This window comes from Streptomyces sp. NPDC006296 (assembly GCF_040613235.1).
Lineage (GTDB): Bacteria > Actinomycetota > Actinomycetes > Streptomycetales > Streptomycetaceae > Streptomyces.
In genome coordinates this window covers 21081-41523 of record NZ_JBEXRT010000016.1, presented here as the reverse complement: position 1 = coordinate 41523, position 20443 = coordinate 21081, and the positions used below count along the sequence as shown (strand labels likewise).

19 protein-coding genes are annotated in these 20443 nt (G+C 70.9%); 10 read left to right on the top strand and 9 right to left on the bottom strand.

Annotation, left to right across the window (positions count from 1 at the left end; all coding sequences use genetic code 11):
* Window positions 1–10: 10 nt before the first annotated feature.
* Complete coding sequence (locus ABZ172_RS13685) at window positions 11–904, bottom strand: phosphatidylinositol-specific phospholipase C (RefSeq protein ID WP_356883519.1); 894 nt, start codon at window positions 902–904, stop codon at window positions 11–13.
* A gap of 390 nt (window positions 905–1294) precedes the next feature.
* Complete coding sequence (locus ABZ172_RS13680) at window positions 1295–3112, bottom strand: bifunctional metallophosphatase/5'-nucleotidase (protein WP_356883517.1); 1818 nt, start codon at window positions 3110–3112, stop codon at window positions 1295–1297.
* Window positions 3113–3537: 425 nt separating this feature from the next.
* Between ABZ172_RS13680 and mshD the strand changes: the two genes are divergently transcribed.
* The 8 genes from mshD (at window position 3538) to pstB (ending at window position 13191) form a co-directional block, all read left to right on the top strand.
* Complete coding sequence (gene mshD / locus ABZ172_RS13675; protein ID WP_356883515.1) at window positions 3538–4461, top strand: mycothiol synthase; 924 nt, start codon at window positions 3538–3540, stop codon at window positions 4459–4461.
* A gap of 456 nt (window positions 4462–4917) precedes the next feature.
* Window positions 4918–7164: an RNA degradosome polyphosphate kinase gene (locus ABZ172_RS13670; RefSeq protein ID WP_356883513.1), complete on the top strand. Its 2247-nt coding sequence runs from the start codon at window positions 4918–4920 to the stop codon at window positions 7162–7164.
* A complete protein-coding gene (locus tag ABZ172_RS13665; protein ID WP_356883511.1) occupies window positions 7151–8143 on the top strand; it encodes a CHAD domain-containing protein in 993 nt (330 codons plus the stop codon). The genes ABZ172_RS13670 and ABZ172_RS13665 overlap by 14 nt, the downstream gene beginning before the upstream one ends.
* Complete coding sequence (locus tag ABZ172_RS13660) at window positions 8140–8580, top strand: NUDIX hydrolase (RefSeq protein ID WP_356883509.1); 441 nt, start codon at window positions 8140–8142, stop codon at window positions 8578–8580. Before ABZ172_RS13665 ends, ABZ172_RS13660 begins: the two co-directional genes overlap by 4 nt.
* Before the next feature lie 457 nt (window positions 8581–9037).
* Entirely contained in the window at window positions 9038–10171 is a 1134-nt protein-coding gene (pstS, locus tag ABZ172_RS13655) for a phosphate ABC transporter substrate-binding protein PstS (RefSeq protein ID WP_356883507.1), read from the top strand.
* A 128-nt stretch (window positions 10172–10299) separates the two neighbouring features.
* Window positions 10300–11292 carry a phosphate ABC transporter permease subunit PstC gene (gene pstC, locus ABZ172_RS13650; protein ID WP_356883505.1) on the top strand — a complete coding sequence of 331 codons (993 nt, stop codon included), beginning with the start codon at window positions 10300–10302 and terminating at the stop codon, window positions 11290–11292.
* Window positions 11289–12377, top strand: a complete 1089-nt coding sequence (gene pstA / locus ABZ172_RS13645) for a phosphate ABC transporter permease PstA (RefSeq protein WP_356883503.1) — start codon at window positions 11289–11291, stop codon at window positions 12375–12377. The genes pstC and pstA overlap by 4 nt, the downstream gene beginning before the upstream one ends.
* A 37-nt stretch (window positions 12378–12414) precedes the next feature.
* A complete protein-coding gene (gene pstB / locus ABZ172_RS13640; protein WP_356883501.1) occupies window positions 12415–13191 on the top strand; it encodes a phosphate ABC transporter ATP-binding protein PstB in 777 nt (258 codons plus the stop codon).
* Between the two features lie 131 nt (window positions 13192–13322).
* On the opposite strand, the gene ABZ172_RS13635 is transcribed toward pstB, so the two are convergent.
* Both ABZ172_RS13635 and ABZ172_RS13630 read right to left on the bottom strand, forming a co-directional pair.
* The gene (locus ABZ172_RS13635) at window positions 13323–14321 is read right to left on the bottom strand and encodes an inorganic phosphate transporter (protein WP_356883499.1); all 999 of its coding nucleotides are present in this window, start codon (window positions 14319–14321) and stop codon (window positions 13323–13325) included.
* A gap of 5 nt (window positions 14322–14326) precedes the next feature.
* Window positions 14327–14947 (bottom strand): DUF47 family protein, encoded by a 621-nt coding sequence (locus ABZ172_RS13630; RefSeq protein WP_014154965.1) that lies wholly within the window; start codon window positions 14945–14947, stop codon window positions 14327–14329.
* 221 nt (window positions 14948–15168) lie between these two features.
* Between ABZ172_RS13630 and ABZ172_RS13625 the strand changes: the two genes are divergently transcribed.
* The gene (locus ABZ172_RS13625) at window positions 15169–15516 is read left to right on the top strand and encodes a metal-sensitive transcriptional regulator (RefSeq protein ID WP_356883496.1); all 348 of its coding nucleotides are present in this window, start codon (window positions 15169–15171) and stop codon (window positions 15514–15516) included.
* A gap of 252 nt (window positions 15517–15768) precedes the next feature.
* Here ABZ172_RS13625 and ABZ172_RS13620 read toward each other — a convergent pair whose 3' ends face one another.
* Together ABZ172_RS13620 and ABZ172_RS13615 are read right to left on the bottom strand one after the other, a co-directional pair.
* On the bottom strand, window positions 15769–15978 hold the full coding sequence (locus tag ABZ172_RS13620) for a hypothetical protein (protein WP_356883494.1): 210 nt from the start codon (window positions 15976–15978) through the stop codon (window positions 15769–15771).
* 121 nt (window positions 15979–16099) lie between these two features.
* Window positions 16100–16987: a hypothetical protein gene (locus tag ABZ172_RS13615; protein ID WP_356883492.1), complete on the bottom strand. Its 888-nt coding sequence runs from the start codon at window positions 16985–16987 to the stop codon at window positions 16100–16102.
* A 153-nt stretch (window positions 16988–17140) separates the two neighbouring features.
* Here ABZ172_RS13615 and ABZ172_RS13610 point away from each other — a divergent pair, with 153 nt between their 5' ends.
* On the top strand, window positions 17141–17323 hold the full coding sequence (locus ABZ172_RS13610) for a hypothetical protein (protein ID WP_356883490.1): 183 nt from the start codon (window positions 17141–17143) through the stop codon (window positions 17321–17323).
* A 431-nt stretch (window positions 17324–17754) separates the two neighbouring features.
* On the opposite strand, the gene ABZ172_RS13605 is transcribed toward ABZ172_RS13610, so the two are convergent.
* From ABZ172_RS13605 to ABZ172_RS13595, 3 genes are all read right to left on the bottom strand, one after another.
* Window positions 17755–18486 (bottom strand): phosphatase PAP2 family protein, encoded by a 732-nt coding sequence (locus ABZ172_RS13605; RefSeq protein WP_356883488.1) that lies wholly within the window; start codon window positions 18484–18486, stop codon window positions 17755–17757.
* 305 nt (window positions 18487–18791) lie between these two features.
* Window positions 18792–19781 carry a bifunctional lytic transglycosylase/C40 family peptidase gene (locus tag ABZ172_RS13600; RefSeq protein WP_356883715.1) on the bottom strand — a complete coding sequence of 330 codons (990 nt, stop codon included), beginning with the start codon at window positions 19779–19781 and terminating at the stop codon, window positions 18792–18794.
* 115 nt (window positions 19782–19896) lie between these two features.
* Window positions 19897–20352, bottom strand: coding sequence for a hypothetical protein (locus ABZ172_RS13595; RefSeq protein WP_356883486.1), 456 nt, complete (start codon window positions 20350–20352; stop codon window positions 19897–19899).
* Window positions 20353–20443 lie beyond the last annotated feature (91 nt).

Here is a 20443-nt window from a genome sequence, read left to right as displayed (position 1 = left end):
TCGGCCTCCCTCAGCCCGCCGGGTTGTGCCGGATCAGCGACTCGACCAGGCCCGACCGGGTCGCCGGGTAGTCCAGCGGGACGATGCCGAGACCGGTCCAGCCCGATGCCTCCGAACCGTCGAGGAACGAGTGGACCTGCGGGTTGAGCCGGTCGGAGTTCCAGCGCGGCGGGAGCAGCGCCGCCGTGCTCACGTAGTTCACGAACACCTTGCCCGGCTGCTGCGCGGCCTTGCGGAACTGCGCCTCGACCTTCGGGTACTTCGCGCCCGGCTCGGCCATGTAGTCGTCCTGGACGTCGAAGACCGCCGGATCGGCGTACCGGACGCCGGGCAGGCCGCCGTTGTCGGCGAGCAGCACGACCTTGCCGCGGGCGCCACCGAGGTCCGGGAGGGCGGAGTCGAGGCGCAGGAGCGAGCGCCAGCCCTTGCCGTCGAGGTAGATGTCGAAGATCCGCCGGAACGCGGCGTCGCTCTCCTCCGAGTACTCCTGCTTGACCCGCATCAGCACCGTCTCCGAGGGGTGCCGGGCCAGGAAGTCCCGGCAGGCGCCCAGCACGTCGTCGAAGTTCAGGTTCTGGTAGGAGGCGCCGTGGTGGATCGCGTAGGCGTCCCCGCTGATCCGGCAGCGGACGTCGAGGAAGCGGATGCCGCTGTCGAGCTGCGCCGCGATCGTCGTGTTCTGGCACTCCGTCCAGGGGCCGCCGAAGCGGGCACCGGAGTTGTGCGTCCCAGGGATCGTGAGGCGCCGCAGCGGGGTGGCGTCGGCGATGCCGCCCATCCAGTCCTGGGTGCCGAGGGCCGCGGCGGGGGAAGCGGCGGCGGGGGTCGCGCCGAGCAGGACTCCGGCGGTGACGGCGAGCGAACCGGTGAGGAAGTTCCGGCGGGTGGCGGTGTACGGACTCATGGGGACGTGCCTCCGGCAGCCGTGGGGGGGGGAGGCTCGAATTATGTCGGGCACACCTCAATGACGGAACAGGGTCATCGCGCCACCGACGCCCGCATGGCCGGAACCCGTCGGACACCGCCCGGCTGCCCGACTGCCCCTCCCCGCCGGCCGGTCCGGCCGGGAGGGGCCCCGCCCGGCGGCGACCCTCCGGGCCGCGGACAGGATGTTCGCGCGCCTCGACGAAGACCGACCCCAGAACCCTGAACCCAGACCCCCGGCACCGGGAGCCCGAGGGCAGGCCCTCGCCCTCGGACCGGCCCGAACGACCGATGGTCCGCCACGTGGTGGGGCGGACCATCGGTCTCCGGGCCGGGCGGGAGCGTCGGGACACCCCCGCGCGCGACGGAGCTACTGCACGATCGTGATCCGGTCGGTGGCCGGCGGGGCCAGCGGTGCGGAAGCCGTGGAGTGGGCCGCCAGGTAGGAGTTGAACAGGTCCAGGTCGGACGCGCCGACCAGCTTGTTCGTGCCCTGGCCGAGGGCCGCGAAGCCGTCGCCGCCGCCCGCGAGGAACTCGTTCATCGCGACGCGGTAGGTCTTCGCCGGGTCGATCGCCTCACCGTTCAGCCGGATCGTGTCCGCGACCACCCGGTCGGCGCCCGACTTCGTCATGTCCAGCGTGTAGGTGAGGCCCTTCGAGACCTGGAGGATCTTCGGGGAGGCCTCGTTGGAGCCGCTGACCTGCTGCTGGAGCGCGGTGACCAGCTGCGCACCGGTCAGGTCGACGACGTTCATCATGTTGGTGAACGGCTGGACCGTGAACGCCTCTCCGTACGTCACCACCCCGTCGCCCTCACTCCCGGACGCCGTGTACACGAGGTCGGCGCGGATGCCGCCGGGGTTCATGAACGCGACGACCGCACCGCCCTTGTCCGCGGGGGCCAGGCCCTCCAGCTGGGCGTCGGCGATGAGGTTGCCGAGCGGCTTCTCGGGGGCCGTGGAGCCGCGGCCGTTGATGTCGGCGGAGATGTACCCCTGCGGGCGGCCCGCGATGGGGGCGGCGAGCGTGTTCCAGCGGGCGATCAGCGCCGTCATGTCCGTGGCCTTGGCCTGGTCGCGGCTGACGACGTGGTTCGCCGAGGTCGCGGACTTCACCGACGTCCGCACGATGTCCTTGGTACGGCGGTCGTAGGTGAGGGTCGTGTCGGTGTAGAGCTTGCCGAACGACGACGCCGAGGTCACCATGCGCGGGTTGCCGGAGGGGTCCGGGACCGTGCAGACGTACGCCTGGTGGGTGTGGCCCGTGACCAGCGCGTCGACCTTCGGCGTGATGCCCTTGGCGATGTCGACGATCGGCCCGGAGATGCCGTCCCCGGCCCCCGGGCTGTCGCAGTCGTAGTTGTACGAGGTGGAGGCCGGGGCCCCGCCCTCGTGGATCAGCGCGACGATGGACTTGACGCCCTGGCGGTCCAGTTCCTTGGCGTACTTGTTGACCGTCTCGATCTCGTCGTGGAACTTCAGGCCCTTGACGCCGTTGGCCGTGACGATGTTCGGCGTGCCCTCCAGGGTCACCCCGATGAAGCCGATCTTGACGCCGTTCTTCTTCCAGACCGTGTACGGCTTGAGGATCGGCTTGCCGGTCTTCTCGCTCGTCACGTTGGCCGCGAGGTACGGGAAGTCCGCACCCTTGAACTTCTTGCCCTTCTCGTAGCAGCCCTCGACCGGGTGGCAGCCGCCGTTCTGCAGCCGGCCCAGCTCCGTGGCCCCCTCGTCGAACTCGTGGTTGCCCACGGCCGTCACGTCGAGGTCGAGCCCGTTCAGCGCCTCGATCGTCGGCTCGTCGTGGAACAGGCCGGACAGCAGCGGGCTCGCGCCCACCATGTCGCCGCCGGCCGCCGTGACAGAGTACGGGTGCCCCTTGCGCGCGGTGCGCAGCGAGGTGGCGAGGTACTCGACGCCTCCGGCCGGGACCGACTTCACCGTGCCGTCGGGCTGCGTCTCGCTGACGGTCCCGGCGGAACCGGCCGGCGGCTCCAGGTTGCCGTGCAGGTCGTTGAAGGAGAGCAACTGCACGTCGACCGTGCCGGACGCGTGGTGGCCGTGGCCGTGCCCCTTGTCATGGGCGCCGGCCGGCATCGCGGCCACCAGCGCGCCGACGGTGACGAGCCCGGCGGTGGCGGCGAGCACCCGCCGGGGCACACGGTTCTTCTGCGGAGTCGCTGACATCGGTCCCCTTGTGAGTGTCTGGATGCTGCGAGCGGCAGCCTAGGGTCAACGCGCGTAGCGCGACAGGTGTCCGGGGTTACGAAATGGTTGCCGTACACCCGGAAAGGGTCTGATCCCCCATAAGGCACATAGGCGGCAGCGGAAGCGTCACAGCGTGCCCGAGCGCCAGGAGCCCGGGCACCCGTGGACGGCGAACGCACAGCCGGGGCGGTGGAACCGGCCCGGCACCGGCCCGAACCGCCCCCGGGCTCCCTCCAGATGCCCGACGGCCTCACGTCGCCCGTGCGCACGGCACGCGCCGAGCCGGGCTTCCGCACTCAGCACGCCGCGCACCGCGGCCGGTCCCCCGACCGCCTCACCCCACAGGTCCGCACCGGGCGGCAGCCTGCCCCGGCGCCCCGGCCCCGCCCCGTACGCTCGTACCCATGACGACTGACGCACCCCTCCCCTCCCCCGGGCGCGAGATCGAGACCCTCGACGCGCTCACCCCCGAGCAGGCCGACGCCGTCCTCGCGCTCCTCGGCGAGGCCGCCGGGACCGACGGCCGGCAGGCCGTCTCCGAGCAGGGGCGGCTGCAGTTGAGGGGCGGTCACCGCGAGGGCGTACGGCATTTCCTGCTCGTCGCCGACGGCACGCTGGCCGGTTACGCGCAGCTGGAGGACGCCGACCCGGTCGAGGCCCCCGCCGCGGAGCTCGTCGTGGCCCCCGCGCACCGGGGCCGTGGGCACGGCCGGGCGCTGGGCGCCGCCCTCCTGGCCGCGACCGGCAAGCGGCTGCGGGTCTGGGCGCACGGCGGCATGCCGGCCGCCCGGCACCTGGCGCAGGTGCTCGGCCTCTCCCTGTTCCGCGAACTGCGCCAGCTGCGCCGGCCGCTCGACACCCTCGACATCGCCGAGCCGGCGCTGCCGCCGGGCGTCACCGTCCGCACCTTCGTCCCGGGGCAGGACGACGCGGCCTGGCTCGCCGTCAACAGCGCCGCGTTCGCCCACCACCCGGAGCAGGGCTCGCTCACCCAGCGGGACCTGGACGACCGCAGGGCCGAGCCCTGGTTCGACCCGGAGGGCTTCTTCCTGGCCGAGCGCGACGGCGAAATCATCGGCTTCCACTGGACGAAGGAGCACGCCGAGGACCACCTCGGAGAGGTCTACGTCGTCGGCGTCCTGCCCGACGCCCAGGGCGGCGGCCTGGGCAAGGCGCTCACCGCGATCGGACTGCGCCACCTCGCCTCCCGCGGCCTGCCGACCGCCATGCTCTACGTGGACGCCGACAACCCGGCGGCCCTCGCGGTGTACGAACGGATGGGCTTCGCCACGCACGAGGTCGACCTGATGTACCGCACGGAGTCCTGAGCAGCGCGGACGCCCCCGGTACGCGACCCCTCCCGCCCGCCACCGAGGCCGCGGCCCTGCCGCCGGCCTGCGCGTCGGTGCCGACGGCCGCGGTGCCGACGGCCGCAGTGCCGCGCGGGCCCGGTGCCGCGGGCACGTCCCGCCTCCGTCCTCGCCCGAGCCGCCGCACCGCCCGACAGACCGCCCCAGTCCGGCCCCCGGGAGGAGCCTGGGCAGGAGCTTCACCTACGGTGAGGACGGGGCGGCGGCCGACGGCACCGCAGCCACACCGCTTCCTGTACGTCATGTCGTCGTTACCGGCCATTCAGACGGGCTTGCGACCCTCGCGGGATGCAGCCAGCTGTGCCCACCCCCCGCAACGGGAGCGGCCCCGGCCCGGGACCGACCTCCGCTTCTTCCGCGATCTTTACGGGCTCCGACGCGCCTGAGGAGCCGAACGCGCGGAAGAATAGGTTCATGAGCCAGCAGCCCAGCTCCGAGGTCCCGGTCCAGCCCGCCCAGCCGTCGGTCGGCTCCCTCGCCTCCCACCGGCCGCACGCCGTCACGGGCTCCGTGCCCGGTGGCCTGTCCACAGCGGCCGACCTGGACCCGGACCTGGACAACGACATGGACGCGTACGCGCCCGGGGCGGAGGGCGACGAGCTGCCGCAGGGGCGTTTCCTGGACCGGGAGCGCAGTTGGCTCGCGTTCAACGAACGGGTCCTGGAACTCGCCGAGGACCCCACCACCCCGCTACTCGAACGGGCTAACTTCCTGGCGATCTTCGCCTCGAACCTGGACGAGTTCTTCATGGTCCGGGTCGCCGGGCTCAAGCGCCGTATCGCGACCGGTGTGGCCACCCGGTCCGCGTCCGGGCTGCAGCCCCGCGAGGTCCTCGACCTGATCTGGACGCGCTCCCGCGAGCTCATGGCCCGGCACGCCGCCTGCTACCAGCAGGACGTCGCGCCCGCCCTGTCCGACGAGGGCATCCAGCTGGTCCGCTGGCCCGAGCTGACCGAGAAGGAGCAGGCCCGGCTCTTCACCTTCTTCCGGCAGCGGGTCTTCCCCGTGCTGACCCCGCTGGCCGTCGACCCCGCGCACCCGTTCCCGTACATCTCCGGGCTCTCGCTCAACCTCGCGGTCGTCGTGCGCAACCCCGTCAGCGGGCACCGGCACTTCGCCCGCGTGAAGGTCCCGCCGCTGCTCACCCGCTTCCTGGAGGCGTCCCCGCAGCGCTACGTCCCCATAGAGGACATCATCGCGGCGCACCTCGAAGAGCTCTTCCCGGGCATGGAGGTCCTCGCCCACCACATGTTCCGGGTCACCAGGAACGAGGACCTGGAGGTCGAGGAGGACGACGCCGAGAACCTCCTCCAGGCCCTGGAGAAGGAGCTCATGCGGCGCCGCTTCGGCCCGCCGGTCCGCCTGGAGGTCGAGGAGTCCATCGACCCGTACGTCCTGGACCTGCTCGTCCGCGAGCTGAAGATCTCCGAGACCGAGCTGTACCCGCTGCCGGGCCCGCTCGACCTCACCGGGCTGTTCGGCATCGCCTCGCTGGACCGGCCGGAGCTGAAGTACCCGAAGTTCGTCGCCGGCACCCACCGCGACCTCGCCGAGGTCGAGTCCGCCTCCGCCCCGGACATCTTCGCCGCCCTGCGCGAACGCGACGTGCTGCTGCACCACCCGTACGACTCCTTCTCCACCTCCGTGCAGGCCTTCCTGGAACAGGCGGCGGGGGACCCGGACGTCCTCGCGATCAAGCAGACCCTGTACCGGACCTCCGGCGACTCCCCGATAGTGGACGCTCTGATCGACGCGGCCGAGTCCGGCAAGCAGGTCCTCGTCCTCGTCGAGATCAAGGCCCGCTTCGACGAACAGGCCAACATCAAGTGGGCCCGCAAGCTGGAGGAGTCCGGCTGCCACGTCGTCTACGGCCTCGTCGGCCTCAAGACGCACTGCAAGCTGTCGCTCGTCGTCCGCCAGGAGGGCGACACGCTGCGCCGCTACTCCCACGTCGGCACCGGCAACTACCACCCCAAGACGGCGCGGCTCTACGAGGACCTCGGCCTGCTGACCGCCGACCCGCAGGTCGGGGCGGACCTCTCCGACCTCTTCAACCGGCTCTCCGGCTACTCCCGCCGCGAGACCTACCGCCGGCTGCTGGTCGCCCCGAAGTCCCTCCGGGACGGCCTGGTCGCCCGGATCAACAAGGAGGTCACCCACCACCGCGCCGGGCGCCCCGCCTACGTGCGCGTCAAGGTCAACTCGATGGTCGACGAAGCGGTCATCGACGCCTGCTACCGGGCGGGACAGGCCGGGGTCCCCGTCGACATCTGGGTGCGCGGGATCTGCGCGATCCGCCCCGGCGTGGCCGGCCTCTCCGAGAACATCCGGGTCCGCTCGATACTGGGCCGCTTCCTCGAACACTCCCGGGTCTTCGCCTTCGGCAACGGCGGCGAACCCGAAGTGTGGTTCGGAAGCGCCGACATGATGCACCGCAACCTCGACCGCCGGATCGAAGCACTGGTCCGTGTCACCGACCCCGCGCATCGCGCCGCCCTCAGCAGGCTCCTGGAAACAGGGATGTCCGACACCACCTCCTCCTGGCACCTGGGTCCCGACGGAAACTGGACCCGGCACTCCACGGACCCGGACGGGCAGCCGCTGCGGCACGTACAAGAGATGCTCATTGACGCCCGGAGGCGCCGGCGTGCGACGCCCTGACCACCCGACGACGGCCCTCTCCGCGGAGACGGTCCTCGCGCCCTACCTGCGCGAACAGGCAGCCTGCTTCCTCCGGGGGCTCCGGCTGCAGCGCGAGCACAGCGCCCCCGCGGACGCCGGCACGCGCAGCGCCGACGAGGCCGCACGCGCGCTGCGCCACGCGGCACGCCGGATCAGCGGCACCCTCCACACCTTCCGGGGAGCGCTGGAACCGGCCTGGGCCGACCAGCTCCGTGCCGAACTGGCCTGGCTCTCCGGCACCCTGGCCCGCGAGCACGCGTACGCCACCCGGCTCGGCAGGCTCCTGGAGGCGCTGCACCAGCTCTCCGGCCCCTCCCTCCCGGCGGCCCGGACCCCCTCGGGGGCCGGCCCCACCGAGGCCGACAAGGAGCGGGCGGCGCTCGACGTCGGCGCGGCCCGCGCCGGCGCGCTCCTGGAACGCCGGCTGACCCTCGCCCGCACCCGGGCCCACTCGGCGGCGCTCCAGGCTCTGGGCTCCTCCCGCTTCCACGCCGTCGCGGACGCGGTCGCGGTGCTCGCCTCCGAGGTACCCCTGTCCCCCGCCGCCGCCGAACCGGCGGGCCTGGTGCTGCACGCCCCGGCCGAGCTGGCCGAGCAGCGGATGCTGGACGCGGTGGCCGCGCTCCCGCCCGACGCCGCGGTGGAGCCGTACAACGAGGCCCACGACGCCCTCTGGCACCAGGCCCGCCGGCTGCTGCGGCTGCACCGGTACGCGCACGAACTGCTGCGGGGCGCCCCCGATCCGTCCCTGGCCGGGCCGGGGCACGCACTGGACCTGCACCGGGACGCGGTGGAGGCCGCGGCCGCCGCAGCCGCCGCGGCACGCACCCCGCGCATCGCCCCCGCGACGGCGTACGCCCTCGGCGTGCTGCACGCCGACCAGCGGCACGAGGTGGAGGCGGCCCGGGGAGTGTTCCGGGAGACCTGGCGGCACACGGCAGCCGTGGCCGCGTCATGAGCGGCACCGTCCTGGCCGCGGGCTGCGTGCTCTGGCGCCGTTCCCCCGCCGGTGACCTGGAGATCTGCCTGGTCCACCGGCCCCGCTACGACGACTGGTCGTATCCCAAGGGCAAGCTGAAGCGCGGCGAGACCCCCCTGGAGGCCGCCCTGCGCGAGGTCCTGGAGGAGACCGGGCACCACTGCGTGCCCGGCGCCGCGCTGCCGACGGCCCTGTACACGGCCAACGGGCGTCCGAAGGAGGTCAGCTACTGGGCCGCCGAGGCGGCCGACGGCACCTTCGTGCCCAACGACGAGGTCGACCGGCTGGCCTGGCTGCCCCCGGGGACCGTCCGCGACCGGCTGTCCCGCCCCGGCGACCGCGTCCAGCTGGACGCCTTCCTACGCATCGCACCGGCCGGCCCGGGCCCGTCGGCCCCGGGCCGCACCGCCGGCTGAGGACACACCCTCCCGGCCGGGGCCTGCGCGTAGGACCGGCCGCCGGTGCGCGGGGCCCTGCGACGGCGCGGGCCCTCGTGCGCGGGGCCCTTCCGCGCGGGCCCGCCCGGTGCGCAGGCCCGGCCGCCCGGTGCGCGGGCCCGCCCCCGTACGCCAAGCCCCGTACGTCGCCGCCGGTGCTCAGGCCCCGGCGCGCGCGGCCGCCCCCGTACGCCGGCCCCGGGGTGAGGCCCCGGCGCGCGTCCCCGCCCCGCCGCCGGTGCTCAGGCCCCCGCGACCGGCGGAACCAGCCCGCCCGGCACGGTTCACCTGCCGTTCACTCTGCCCCGTAGGGCGCTTCACCTGTTCTGCCTAATTTCGGACGTACACGGTGCACGGCACCAAGCCATGCACCACTCCGTCGCACGCCGCCTCGTCCCCACCAGCCGCGGCGGCTCCTGGAAGGAACACCCCGAAAGTGAAGCTTCAGCGCAAGAACCGGCTTCGTGCCACCGCGCTCGGTGCCCTCGCCGTCTCCGGCGCCCTGGTCCTCACGGCGTGCGGTTCGGACGACAACACCGGCGCCGACACGGGCGCCGGCAAGACCAGCGCCGCGGCGTCGGACATCAAGTGTGACGACGCCAAGGGCCAGCTGCGCGCTTCCGGGTCCAGCGCCCAGAAGAACGCGATGGACCTCTGGGTCAAGAACTACATGGCCGCCTGCTCCGGCGTGGAGATCAACTACAGCTCCTCCTCGTCCGGCGAGGGCATCGTGGCGTTCAACCAGGGCACGGTCGGCTTCGCCGGCTCGGACTCGGCTCTGAAGCCCGAAGAGGTCGCCGCGTCGAAGAAGATCTGCAAGACCGGCCAGGGCATCAACCTCCCCATGGTCGGCGGCCCGATCGCGGTCGGCTTCCACCTGGAGGGTGTCGACAGCCTCACGCTGGACGCCCCCACCCTCGCCAAGATCTTCGACACCAAGATCAAGAAGTGGAACGACCCGGCGATCGCCAAGCTCAACGACGGCGTGAAGCTGCCGGACAAGGCGATCCAGCCCTTCCACCGCTCCGAGGACTCCGGCACCACCCAGAACCTCGGCAAGTACCTGAGCGCCGCCGCCCCGAGCGACTGGAAGTACGAGGCCGAGAAGAAGTGGCCCGCCCCCGGTGGCCAGGCCGCGTCCGGCTCGTCCGGCATCGCCAGCCAGGTGAAGGCCGTCGACGGCTCCATCGGCTACTTCGAGCTCTCCTACGCCGCCTCGCAGGACATCACCACCGTCTCCATCGACACGGGCGGCTCGGCCCCGGTCGAGGCCACCTCGGAGAACGCCTCCAAGGCGATCGCCGCCGCCAAGGTCAAGGGCACCGGCAAGGACCTGGCGCTCGACCTCGACTACACCACCAAGGCCGACGGCGCCTACCCGCTGGTCCTCGTGACGTACGAGGTCGTCTGCGACACCGGCAACAAGGCCGACACCCTCGGCACCGTGAAGTCCTTCCTGACCTACACCTCCTCCGCGGACGGCCAGAAGGTCCTCACCGAGGCCGGCTACGCCCCGATCCCCGAGGCGATCAACAGCAAGGTCCGCGAGACCGTCGCCGGTCTCTCGTAACCACCCCCGCACGCCACGCACAGGCGGCCGGTCCGGCGCACCCCTCCGGACCGGCCCCCACCGCCCGACCCATCCGGTGCACCGCCGCCAGGGGAGCCCTCCGCTCCCCCACACAGACCGGAAAGACCATGGCTTCCACGACACCGCTCGACATACCGCCGGCTCCGCCGGCCACGCGCGGCCGCCCCAAGTCCACCGGGCGCGCCGGCGACAAGATCTTCCTGGGCCTCTCCCGCGGCTCGGGCATCCTGCTGCTCGTGATCATGGCGTCGATCGCCGTGTTCCTGAGCTACCGCTCCGTGATCGCGATCTCGCAGGACGAGGGCAACTTCCTCACCACCTTCGACTGGAACCCGGCCGGTGACCCGCCGGTCTTCGGCATCGCGGTCCTGCTCTTCGGCACGGTCGTCAGCTCGATCATCGCGATGGTCATCGCGGTTCCGATCGCTGTCGGCATCGCCCTGTTCATCTCGCACTACGCGCCGCGCAAGCTGGCCGCCCCCCTCGCCTACGTGGTCGACCTGCTCGCCGCGGTACCCAGCATCGTCTACGGCATCTGGGGCGCCCTCGTCCTCGTCCCGTACATGGAGGGCCTGAACCTCTGGCTCGACCAGTTCTTCGGCTGGACGTACCTCTTCGAGAAGACCGAGGTCGGCGTCGCCCGCTCGCTCTTCACCGTCGGCGTCCTGCTCGCGATCATGATCCTGCCGATCGTGACCAGCGTCAGCCGCGAGGTCTTCCTCCAGGTCCCGAAGATGAACGAGGAAGCCGCGCTCGCCCTCGGCGCCACCCGCTGGGAGGTCATCCGCCTCTCGGTGCTGCCCTTCGGCCGCTCCGGCATCATCTCCGCCTCGATGCTGGGCCTGGGCCGGGCGCTCGGCGAGACGATGGCCGTCGCCACGGTCCTGTCGCCGAGCTTCCTCATCTCGCTGCACGTGCTCAACCCGGGCGGCGGGACCTTCGCCCAGAACATCGCGGCCAAGTTCGGCGAGGCCGACGAGTTCGGACGAGACGCCCTGATCGCCTCGGGCCTCGTCCTCTTCGTCCTCACCCTGCTGGTCAACGGCGCGGCCCGGCTCATCATCGCCCGCCGCAAGGAGTACTCGGGGGCCAACGCATGAGCAACGCCACCACCACCGACGTCCAGGACACGCGTCCGCAGACCCCGCCGGAACCCGGCAAGGGAAGCCTCAGCAGCCGCAGCCTCCCCCGCTGGGCGCCGCTCGGCTTCGCCGCCCTGTCGATCGCCCTCGGCGTCGGGATCTCGCTGGCGGCCGGCTGGCACAGCCGCGTCCAGTGGGGCCTGATCTCCGCCCTGCTCTTCCTGGTCCTCTCGTACGCCGCGACGACCGCGGTCGAGAACAAGCGCCAGGCCAAGGACCGCCTCGCCACCAGCATCGTCTGGGTGTGCTTCCTCGTCGCCGTCGTCCCGCTCGCCTCGCTTCTGTGGACCACCGTCAGCCGGGGCTCCGAGCGCCTCGACGGGTACTTCCTCACCCACTCGATGGCCGGTGTCCTCGGCTCGGACGCCAGCGGCGGTGTCTACCACGCGCTGATCGGCACCCTGGAACAGGTCGGGATCGCCACCGTCATCTCCGCCCCGGTCGGCCTGCTGACCGCGGTCTACCTGGTCGAGTACGGCAAGGGCGCGCTCGCCCGGGCCGTCACCTTCTTCGTCGACGTCATGACGGGCATCCCGTCGATCGTGGCCGGCCTCTTCATCCTGTCGATCATGCTGATCGGCAGCATCGAGCCCTCCGGCCTGATGGGCGCCCTGGCCCTGACCATCCTGATGATCCCCGTCGTGGTCCGCTCCACCGAGGAGATGCTCAAGCTCGTCCCGAACGAGCTCCGCGAGGCCTCCCTCGCCCTCGGCATCCCGAAGTGGCGCACCATCCTGAAGGTGGTCCTGCCCACCGCGATCGGCGGCATCACCACCGGCGTCATGCTCGCCATCGCGCGCATCGCGGGAGAGACGGCACCGATCATCCTGCTGGTCTTCGGCAGCCAGCTGATCAACACGAACCCCTTCGAAGGCGCCCAGTCCTCGCTGCCCTTCTACATCTACGAGCAGTACAAGATCGGCGAGGCCGCGTCCTACGACCGCGCCTGGGCGGCAGCCCTGGTCCTGATCGCCTTCGTCATGATCCTCAATCTGGTGGCCCGCGGCATCGCCCGCTGGAAGGCCCCCAAGACCGGTCGCTGACGCGGCCATCAGCGACCCGAAAGAAGCAGTGATTCACATGGCCAAGCGCATCGACATCGGCGGGCTCACCGCCTACTACGGCTCCCACAAGGCCATCGAGGACATCTCGATGACGGTGGAGCCCCGCTCCGTGACCGCCTTCATCGGCCCCTCGGGCTGCGGCAAGTCCACCTTCCTGCGGACCCTGAACCGCATGCACGAGGTCACCCCCGGCGGCCGCGTCGAGGGCAAGGTGCTGCTGGACGACGAGAACCTGTACGGCCCCGGCGTCGACCCCGTCACCGTGCGCCGCACGGTCGGCATGGTCTTCCAGCGCCCGAACCCCTTCCCGACCATGTCGATCTTCGACAACGTCGCTGCGGGGCTGCGGCTCAACGGTTCGTACCGCAAGAGCCAGCTGTCGGAGATCGTCGAGAAGTCCCTGAAGGGCGCCAACCTCTGGAACGAGGTCAAGGACCGCCTGAACAAGCCGGGCTCCGGCCTCTCCGGTGGCCAGCAGCAGCGCCTGTGCATCGCCCGCGCGATCGCGGTCGAGCCGGACGTGCTGCTGATGGACGAGCCGTGCTCGGCGCTCGACCCGATCTCGACCCTCGCCATCGAGGACCTGATCGGTGAGCTGAAGGAGCGCTTCACGATCGTCATCGTGACGCACAACATGCAGCAGGCGGCGCGCGTCTCGGACCGTACGGCGTTCTTCAACCTCGCCGCGGTCGGCAAGCCCGGCCGGCTGATCGAGATCGACGAGACGGAGCGGATCTTCTCCAACCCGTCGGTCCAGGCCACCGAGGACTACATCTCGGGCCGCTTCGGATAACCACAGACGGCCTTGGGGTGCTGCATGGCGGTGCCACCGCAAGGCAACGGGTCCGCCCCCGTTCTCCACCGGAGAGCAGGGGCGGACCCATGACCGCGACCGTAGGAGCCCCCGGGGGGGCCCGGTCCGCGTCAGCCGAAGAGCAGCACCACGACGCCGTAGCTCGCCGCGGCGACCAGCGCCGCGGCCGGCATCGTGATGAACCAGCCCAGGATGATGTTCTTGGCCACGCCCCAGCGGACCGCGTTCACCCGCTTCGTCGCGCCGACACCCATGATCGCCGAGGTGATCACATGAGTCGTGGAGATGGGTGCGTGGAACAGGAAGGCCGAACCGAACATGATCGACGCACCGGTCGTCTCGGCGGCGAAGCCCTGCGGCGGGTCCAGCTCGATGATCTTGCGGCCCAGCGTCCGCATGATGCGCCAGCCGCCCGCGTACGTCCCGAGGGAGAGCATCGCCGCACAGGCGATCTTCACCCAGACCGGGATCTCGTCGTTCGGGCCCTCGATGTCGGCGATGACCAGGGCCATCACCACGATGCCCATCGTCTTCTGGGCGTCCTGCAGACCGTGGCCGAGCGCCATGCCCGCCGCCGAGACCGTCTGGGCGATACGGAAGCCGCGCTTGGCCTTGTGAGGGTTGGTCTTCCTGAATATCCACATGATCCCGACCATCACCAGATAGCCGAAGATCAGCCCGACGACCGGGGAGAGGAACATCGGGATGACGATCTTCTCGAGCACCCCGTCCCAGTGGACCATCGTCCCGCCGGCCAGCGCTGCGCCGACCATGCCGCCGAACAGCGCGTGCGAGGACGAGGACGGCAGGCCGTAGTACCAGGTGACCAGGTTCCAGATGATCGCGCCGACCAGCGCCGCGAAGAGGATGCCCATCCCCTTCTGGCCCTCGGGCGTGGCGATCAGGCCTTCGCTGACGGTCTTGGCGACCCCCTGGCCCAGGAAGGCGCCTGCGAGGTTCATCACAGCGGCCATCGCCAGAGCCGCACGCGGGGTCAGCGCCCGGGTGGAGACCGAGGTGGCGATGGCGTTCGCCGAGTCGTGGAAGCCGTTCGTATACGTGAAGCCGAGCGCGACCCCGATGGTCACGACCAGCGCAAAGGTGTCCACGAGGTTCAGGACTCCTTGACCGCGATGGTCTCCACGGTGTTGGCGACGTGCTCGAACGCGTCGGCCGCCTCTTCCAGCACATCCACGATCTGCTTGAGCTTCAGCACGTCCATGGCGTCGTACTTGCCGTTGAACAGGTGGGCCAGCAGCTTGCGGTGGATCTGGTCGGCCTGGTTCTCCAGGCGGTTGACCTCGATCCAGTACTCGGTGAGGTTCTCCATGGTCCGCAGGCTCGGCATGGCCTCGGCGGTCAGTTCCGCCGCCCTGGCCAGGACCTCGATCTGCTGCTCGACACCCTTGGGGAGCTCGTCGATCTGGTACAGGACGACCAGGTCGACGGCCTCCTCCATGAAGTCCATGATGTCGTCGAGCGACGACGCGAGGTTGTAGATGTCCTCGCGGTCGAACGGCGTGATGAAGGAGGAGTTCAGCTGGTGGAAGATCGCGTGGGTGGCATCGTCCCCCGCGTGCTCCGCTGCCCGCATACGCTCCGCGATCTCGACTCGGGAGGCTGAATCCGCCCCGAGCAGTTCCATCAGGAGTTTCGAGCCCGTGACGATGTTGTCCGCGGAGGCGGAAAACATGTCGTAGAAGCTCGTCTCCCTGGGGGTCAGACGAAAGCGCACGTGGGGTCCTCGGGGTGCTTTGGATTCGGTCAGGCTGATGCTAGGCGCATCATCCGGCCACGGCTAACCGGCGTTCTTCAGTGTCGCGCATCGGGCACAGTGATCAGCACGGCCCCCCGGTCACGTTTCGGCTGGATTCGTTACGATATACCCGGCGGGGGTATACAGACGGTACGGAACGGCACTCTCACCGCAGGCCACGAGGACAACGGGAGGACCCCATGACCACCACCGAGGCCGCCGACGCGGCCGGTACGGACGCGGTCGTCACCGACCACGACCGCGGAATCCACGGCTACCACCACCAGAAGGACGAGCACCTGAAGCGCCTTCGCCGCATCGAGGGCCAGATCCGCGGCCTCCAGCGGATGGTGGACGAGGACGTCTACTGCATCGACATACTCACCCAGGTCTCGGCCTCCACGAAGGCCCTGCAGTCGTTCGCGCTGCAACTGCTGGAGGAGCATTTGCGCCACTGCGTCGCGGACGCCGCACTCAAGGGCGGCGAGGAGATCGACGCGAAGGTCGAGGAGGCCACCAAGGCGATCGCCCGCCTCCTGCGCACGTGACACCGACGCGGGCGAGGGCGGAGACGGGGGCCGGGGGACGGGGATACGGAACGGGGCCGGCCGAGGCGGAGGCCGGGGAGATGCGGAACGGGGGCCGGCCTGGACGGAGGCCGGCCGGCGGAGACGGGGGATGCCGGGTCCGGGACGCGGACCTGGCGGGGGCGGTGACGTGGCCGGGCACCGGGGCGGTGACGGGAACGGGGACCGCAGCGCGGGTCCGGTTCCGGAGTGTCCGGGTCGCCCGGGGACGGATCAGCCCCGGTGGCGGGCCTGCCGGGGAATCGTCGGCGCCGGCTCGGCGGTATCCGTCCGGACGTTGAGGACCTCGTCGATCCGGTCGGCACTGAGCCGGTCCTCGTGTGCGTCCGCCGCCGCGATCATGAGCTCGCCGCACAGTTCGATCTCGGCGAGGGCCACACAGTCCTGAGCGTTCGGAGCGCTGAGCGTCACCACCTGCGTCACCTCTCTCTGCTGTCGCCGACTCCTGGCGCACCGACTCCCTAGCGTAGGGAGCACGGGACGTGCCGCGCATGGCACGGACGGACCATTTCGGTCCCCACCCCCAGGTCCGTACCGACCGCCCTCACGGGGTTTCCGGGCCACTCCGGCCCTGCTCGACCTGCCCCGTGTAGATCTCCTTCTCGGGTGGGAGCTCCACGGAGACCGGCGCCCCGAAACCGTGCAGCAGGGTCGTCGACACCACCGCCACCTCCGGTCCCTCGGTCGCGAAGGTGAAGCGGTGGCGCACCTTCCGCAACAGTCCCTCGTCGTCCAGATAGGCGTCGAAGGGGACCGAGTCCGTGCTGAACCCTTTCGCCGCCGCGTGGAGCGCCCCGCGCGAGGACGGCGAGGCCTCCCGTGCGGCCCGTGCGATGTCGGCGACCCCGCTATAGTGACGGACCGTGACCCCGGCGAGCTCCGTCCGCCCGACGTAACGCACCTCGTCCGCACCGCGCAGCAGCTCGGCCGCGGCCGTCGGATCGGTCACACCGCCGGTGAGCAGATTGCCGTCCTCCAGGGCGGTCGTGTCGATCCGCACCCACTTGTCGGCGGGCACCCCGGCACCCCGGTTCTTCATGTAGAGGGCCCCGGGCGCCAGCAGTTCCGTGATCGGCCGGTGCTCGTCGGCCCCCGCCGCGTCCTTCGGCAGGACCACGGTGATCCGGCCCAGCTGCCGGCGGAAGTCGTACGTCCCCTCGCCTCTGATCGTCACCCGGGTACCGCCGGCCGCGGTCTCCATCGACGTACGCGTCTCGGCGCTTCCCGCGACGGCCAGTTGCCCGGCCGCCCGACGGACCACCGCCACCGGTGTGCCGGCCGCGGCGTCCCGGGCGACCGTGCGGCCGTCCGCACCGTCGTCGCCGTCACCGCCCGGGGCGGAACACCCGCCGGCCACCGTCATCACGCCGGCGACGGCCAGGGCGCACACAGCCAGTGCCCCGCCTCCGCACCTGTGCTGTCGCACCACCATCGCCTGCCAACCCCCAACGACGTCCACCTGACCGGGTTCCCGCCTGTCCCGCCTAACGACGGCCGGGGCGCCCCGTCACGCCACGGGCCCCGTCACGGCAGCCGATCGGCGGACTCCCCGACCGGTCCGCGGTGCCCCCGGTACCGTGGACGCGTGCACCAGGACCCCCCGGATCCCCCCGTCCACAGCCCCTCTCCCGGGCACACCGCCACGACCGTCGAACGAGGCTCGTTCTGCCTGGCGCGCTGCAGCTGCGGGTGGACCGGCGCCGCCCGCCGCTCCCGCGACCTGGCCCGCACCGACGCACGCACCCACCTCGGGGCGCCGGAGGAGTAGGGCCGCGACCGGGTGCGACCCGGCCGGCCGGTCGGACTCCCCGGCGCTTCCGCTCCTCGTGCACACCGCCCGCTCCTCGTGCACACCGCCCGCTCCTCGTGCGCACCGCCGTGCGTGCGCACCGCCGTGCGTGCGCACCGCCATGTACGCCCCGCCGTGTACGCCCCGCCGTGTACGCCCCGCCGCCGTGGACGCCCCGTCGCCGCAGCGGCGATGCCGGACCGAGCGAAATCAGCCATTTCTCGAAACTTGGGCGAGAGGCGTCCACGGACACCCGCACACGGGTCGGAGCCGCCCGAGCGGCACGGAAGGCCCCGGAACACGCGAGAGGGGGTGTCCCGCAGGACACCCCCTCACACCGCTGGACCGCTGCGCCCACGCAGCGAGGTCCTTCTCGCCTGTGCGACGAGATTCTTCGTTCTTCCCGTCGCCTAAGCGGCGAGGTCCTTCTCGTCGGAGGCACCGCCGGAGCCGGAGCCACGGCTCGGCTCGGGAATCCCCCGCGACTCGCCCCGCCCGTCGACGGCCGCGATCGCGCCGCCCGAGCGGACCAGGCGACCGACCACGCCCGCACGCGCCACCGCACCCACCAGAGGCGTCAGCAGCATCATCGCGAGGGGCGCCAGCAGCAGGGCCACGGCCGTACCGAGGGCGAAGCCGCCGATGACGTCGGTCGGGTAGTGCACACCCATGTAGACGCGGCAGAAGCCTTCCAGGAGGGCCAGCCCGATCGCCACCAGGCCGAACTTCCTGTTGGCCACGAAGAGCCCCACCGCGATCGCCATCGCCATCGTGGCGTGGTCGCTGACGAAGGAGTAGTCCGTCTTGCCCTGCACAAGGACCTCGAGGCCCTTGTGGTCGAGGAACGGCCGCGGCCTCTCCACGAACTCACGGATCGGGATGTTGATGAGCAACGCGATCCCGGCCGCGAGCGGCGCCCAGACCAGCCCGGCGACCCCGGTCACCGAGTCCTCGGTCGTCCCACGTCGGCGCACGCTCCACCAGCACCACAGGACCGCCAGGACCATGGCGAGCATGATCCCGAACTCACCGACGAACTCCATGACCCGGTCGAACCAGGTCGGAGCCGCCTTCGCCAGCCCATTGATGTCGTAGAGCAGGCTGACATCGGGGTTCGACCCATCGAGTGCGAGTCCAGCCATCTGCCGCGGCCCCTTGCCTTGTCTGCTGCTGCTGCGACGCACAACGGCGCGCGTCGCCTTGGTCTGACCCCCGTGGTCGGTGCGGATTCCGGTGCCGCGTCACGCCATCATGCCGTCACGCCCGACCGGTCCGGGCAGACACGCATGGTCATGTGCGCATGCTGTCCCGGTCCAGGGAACGACCTGCCTGCTGCCTGCGTTCCGCTCTCCACCGAATGATCACCATGACGTTATCGAAGAGTGACTCATCGTCGCAGCTCAGGGCCCGGACTTCACGGAGAGTTCCGGCCACGGACGACTGCCCGTCAGCTCTGCGGGAGCGCCGTCGGAAGCGCGGCGGCACCGTCCTTGGTGACCCTGGTCGCACCGAAGTAGTCGGGAGTGTCGATCTTGTCGAACCGGATCACCGCACCGGTGTACGGAGCGTTGATCATGTACCCGCCGCCGACGTACAACCCCACGTGGTGAATGGCCCGCGAGTTGTTGAGGTCGTCGGAGAAGAACACCAGATCACCGGGGAGGAGCTCGTCCCGGGAGGGGTGCGGCCCGGCGTTGTACTGGTCGTTGGCCACCCGGGGCAGCTCGATGTCGACCGTCCGGTAGGCGGCCTGCGTCAGCCCGGAGCAGTCGAACCGGCCTCCCTGGTCGGCCGTTCCGTTGCCGCCCCAGAGGTAGGGGGTGCCGAGCTTCTTCTGCGCGAAGTAGATGGCCCCGGCCGCCTGCTGCGAGGGCTGCACCCTGCCGACCGGCTTGGCGAAGCTCTTCTCCAGCGACCGGATGATCTTGACGTAGTTCTGCGTCTCGCTGATCGCGGGCACTCCACCCGACTGGATCACCCGGTAGGCGCCGGCGTTGTAGGCGGCCAGCATGTTGTCCGTCGGGTCGCCCTGCACCTTCTTGACGTATCCGGCGAGCTCGCAGTCGTAGGACGCCGCGGACGGGATCGCGTCGGCCGGGTCCCAGACGTCGCGGTTCCCGTCGTTGTTCCCGTCGATGCCGTGGGCGGCCCAGGTACCGGGGATGAACTGGGCGATGCCCTGGGCGGCGGCGGGGCTCTGGGCACGCGGGTTCCACCCGCTCTCCTGGTACAACTGCGCGGCCAGCAGAGCCGGGTTGATGGCGGGACAGAGATTGCCCCACTTCTCCACGAGCGGCTGGTACCGCGCGGGCACCGCCCCCTTGGCCAGCCCGACCGCCCCGCTCGCCCCGGCCATCCCGGCAGCGGCGGAGTACGTCCCGACGACGAGCAGGGCGATGAAGCACAGACCCAGCCCGATCCCACCACCGACGAACACCCAGTATTTCCGCACACCCCAACCATCCCCCATTCGGGCGCGCTTCACCGCTTGATTCGCTGGTGTGTACGGGTGGACGGGTGCATGAGGGGGCGTCAGGGGCGGATGGGAGGGGTCAGGGGGCGCCGGCGGACCAGAAGGACGAGCGGATGTCGGGGCGGGGGATGTGCTCCATGCCCTCGTAGGTGGGCGCGGTGGCCCGACTGGTGGAGTCGGCTACCTCGGACTCCTCGACGCAGGGGGTGTCGACCTCGAAGAACACCTGTCCTTCGCCTCCGACGATCAGGCTGACGCCGAACCCGTCATCCGTCTGGGCAAACATGGCCGGGACGTCAGGATCGTTGTTGATGGATTTCATCCGGTACCCACTACTGCGCCAGGCACGATCGACCACACCCAAGAAGTTGCCCCTGCGTTCCGGGGACACGATGGTCATGACGGCACGCCTTCGGGTTACGTCACACCTTCCGGTGGTGGTTGGTCCGTGGGTCCATCGCACCTCCGGATGAACTTGATCGAAGACCTCGTCCAGAATCTTGTCGGCGCGCGTCGCCGCCTCCTGCATATTCATCCCATACCCCTCCTTGCCAGCGAGCGGCGTGGGGCTACCCGAGCAAGCCGCCAAGGCACAAGAAGAGACCACGACGGCGACCACACGCCGA

Bases quoted from the DNA above. Each gene is read 5' to 3' on its own strand.
- ABZ172_RS13685 (WP_356883519.1), bottom strand. From the start codon at position 904: ATGAGTCCGTACACCGCCACCCGCCGGAACTTCCTCACCGGTTCGCTC.
- ABZ172_RS13680 (WP_356883517.1), bottom strand. From the start codon at position 3,112: ATGTCAGCGACTCCGCAGAAGAACCGTGTGCCCCGGCGGGTGCTCGCC.
- mshD (WP_356883515.1), top strand. From the start codon at position 3,538: ATGACGACTGACGCACCCCTCCCCTCCCCCGGGCGCGAGATCGAGACC.
- ABZ172_RS13670 (WP_356883513.1), top strand. From the start codon at position 4,918: ATGAGCCAGCAGCCCAGCTCCGAGGTCCCGGTCCAGCCCGCCCAGCCG.
- ABZ172_RS13660 (WP_356883509.1), top strand. From the start codon at position 8,140: ATGAGCGGCACCGTCCTGGCCGCGGGCTGCGTGCTCTGGCGCCGTTCC.
- pstC (WP_356883505.1), top strand. From the start codon at position 10,300: ATGGCTTCCACGACACCGCTCGACATACCGCCGGCTCCGCCGGCCACG.
- pstA (WP_356883503.1), top strand. From the start codon at position 11,289: ATGAGCAACGCCACCACCACCGACGTCCAGGACACGCGTCCGCAGACC.
- pstB (WP_356883501.1), top strand. From the start codon at position 12,415: ATGGCCAAGCGCATCGACATCGGCGGGCTCACCGCCTACTACGGCTCC.
- ABZ172_RS13625 (WP_356883496.1), top strand. From the start codon at position 15,169: ATGACCACCACCGAGGCCGCCGACGCGGCCGGTACGGACGCGGTCGTC.
- ABZ172_RS13615 (WP_356883492.1), bottom strand. From the start codon at position 16,987: ATGGTGGTGCGACAGCACAGGTGCGGAGGCGGGGCACTGGCTGTGTGC.
- ABZ172_RS13605 (WP_356883488.1), bottom strand. From the start codon at position 18,486: ATGGCTGGACTCGCACTCGATGGGTCGAACCCCGATGTCAGCCTGCTC.
- ABZ172_RS13595 (WP_356883486.1), bottom strand. From the start codon at position 20,352: ATGAATATGCAGGAGGCGGCGACGCGCGCCGACAAGATTCTGGACGAG.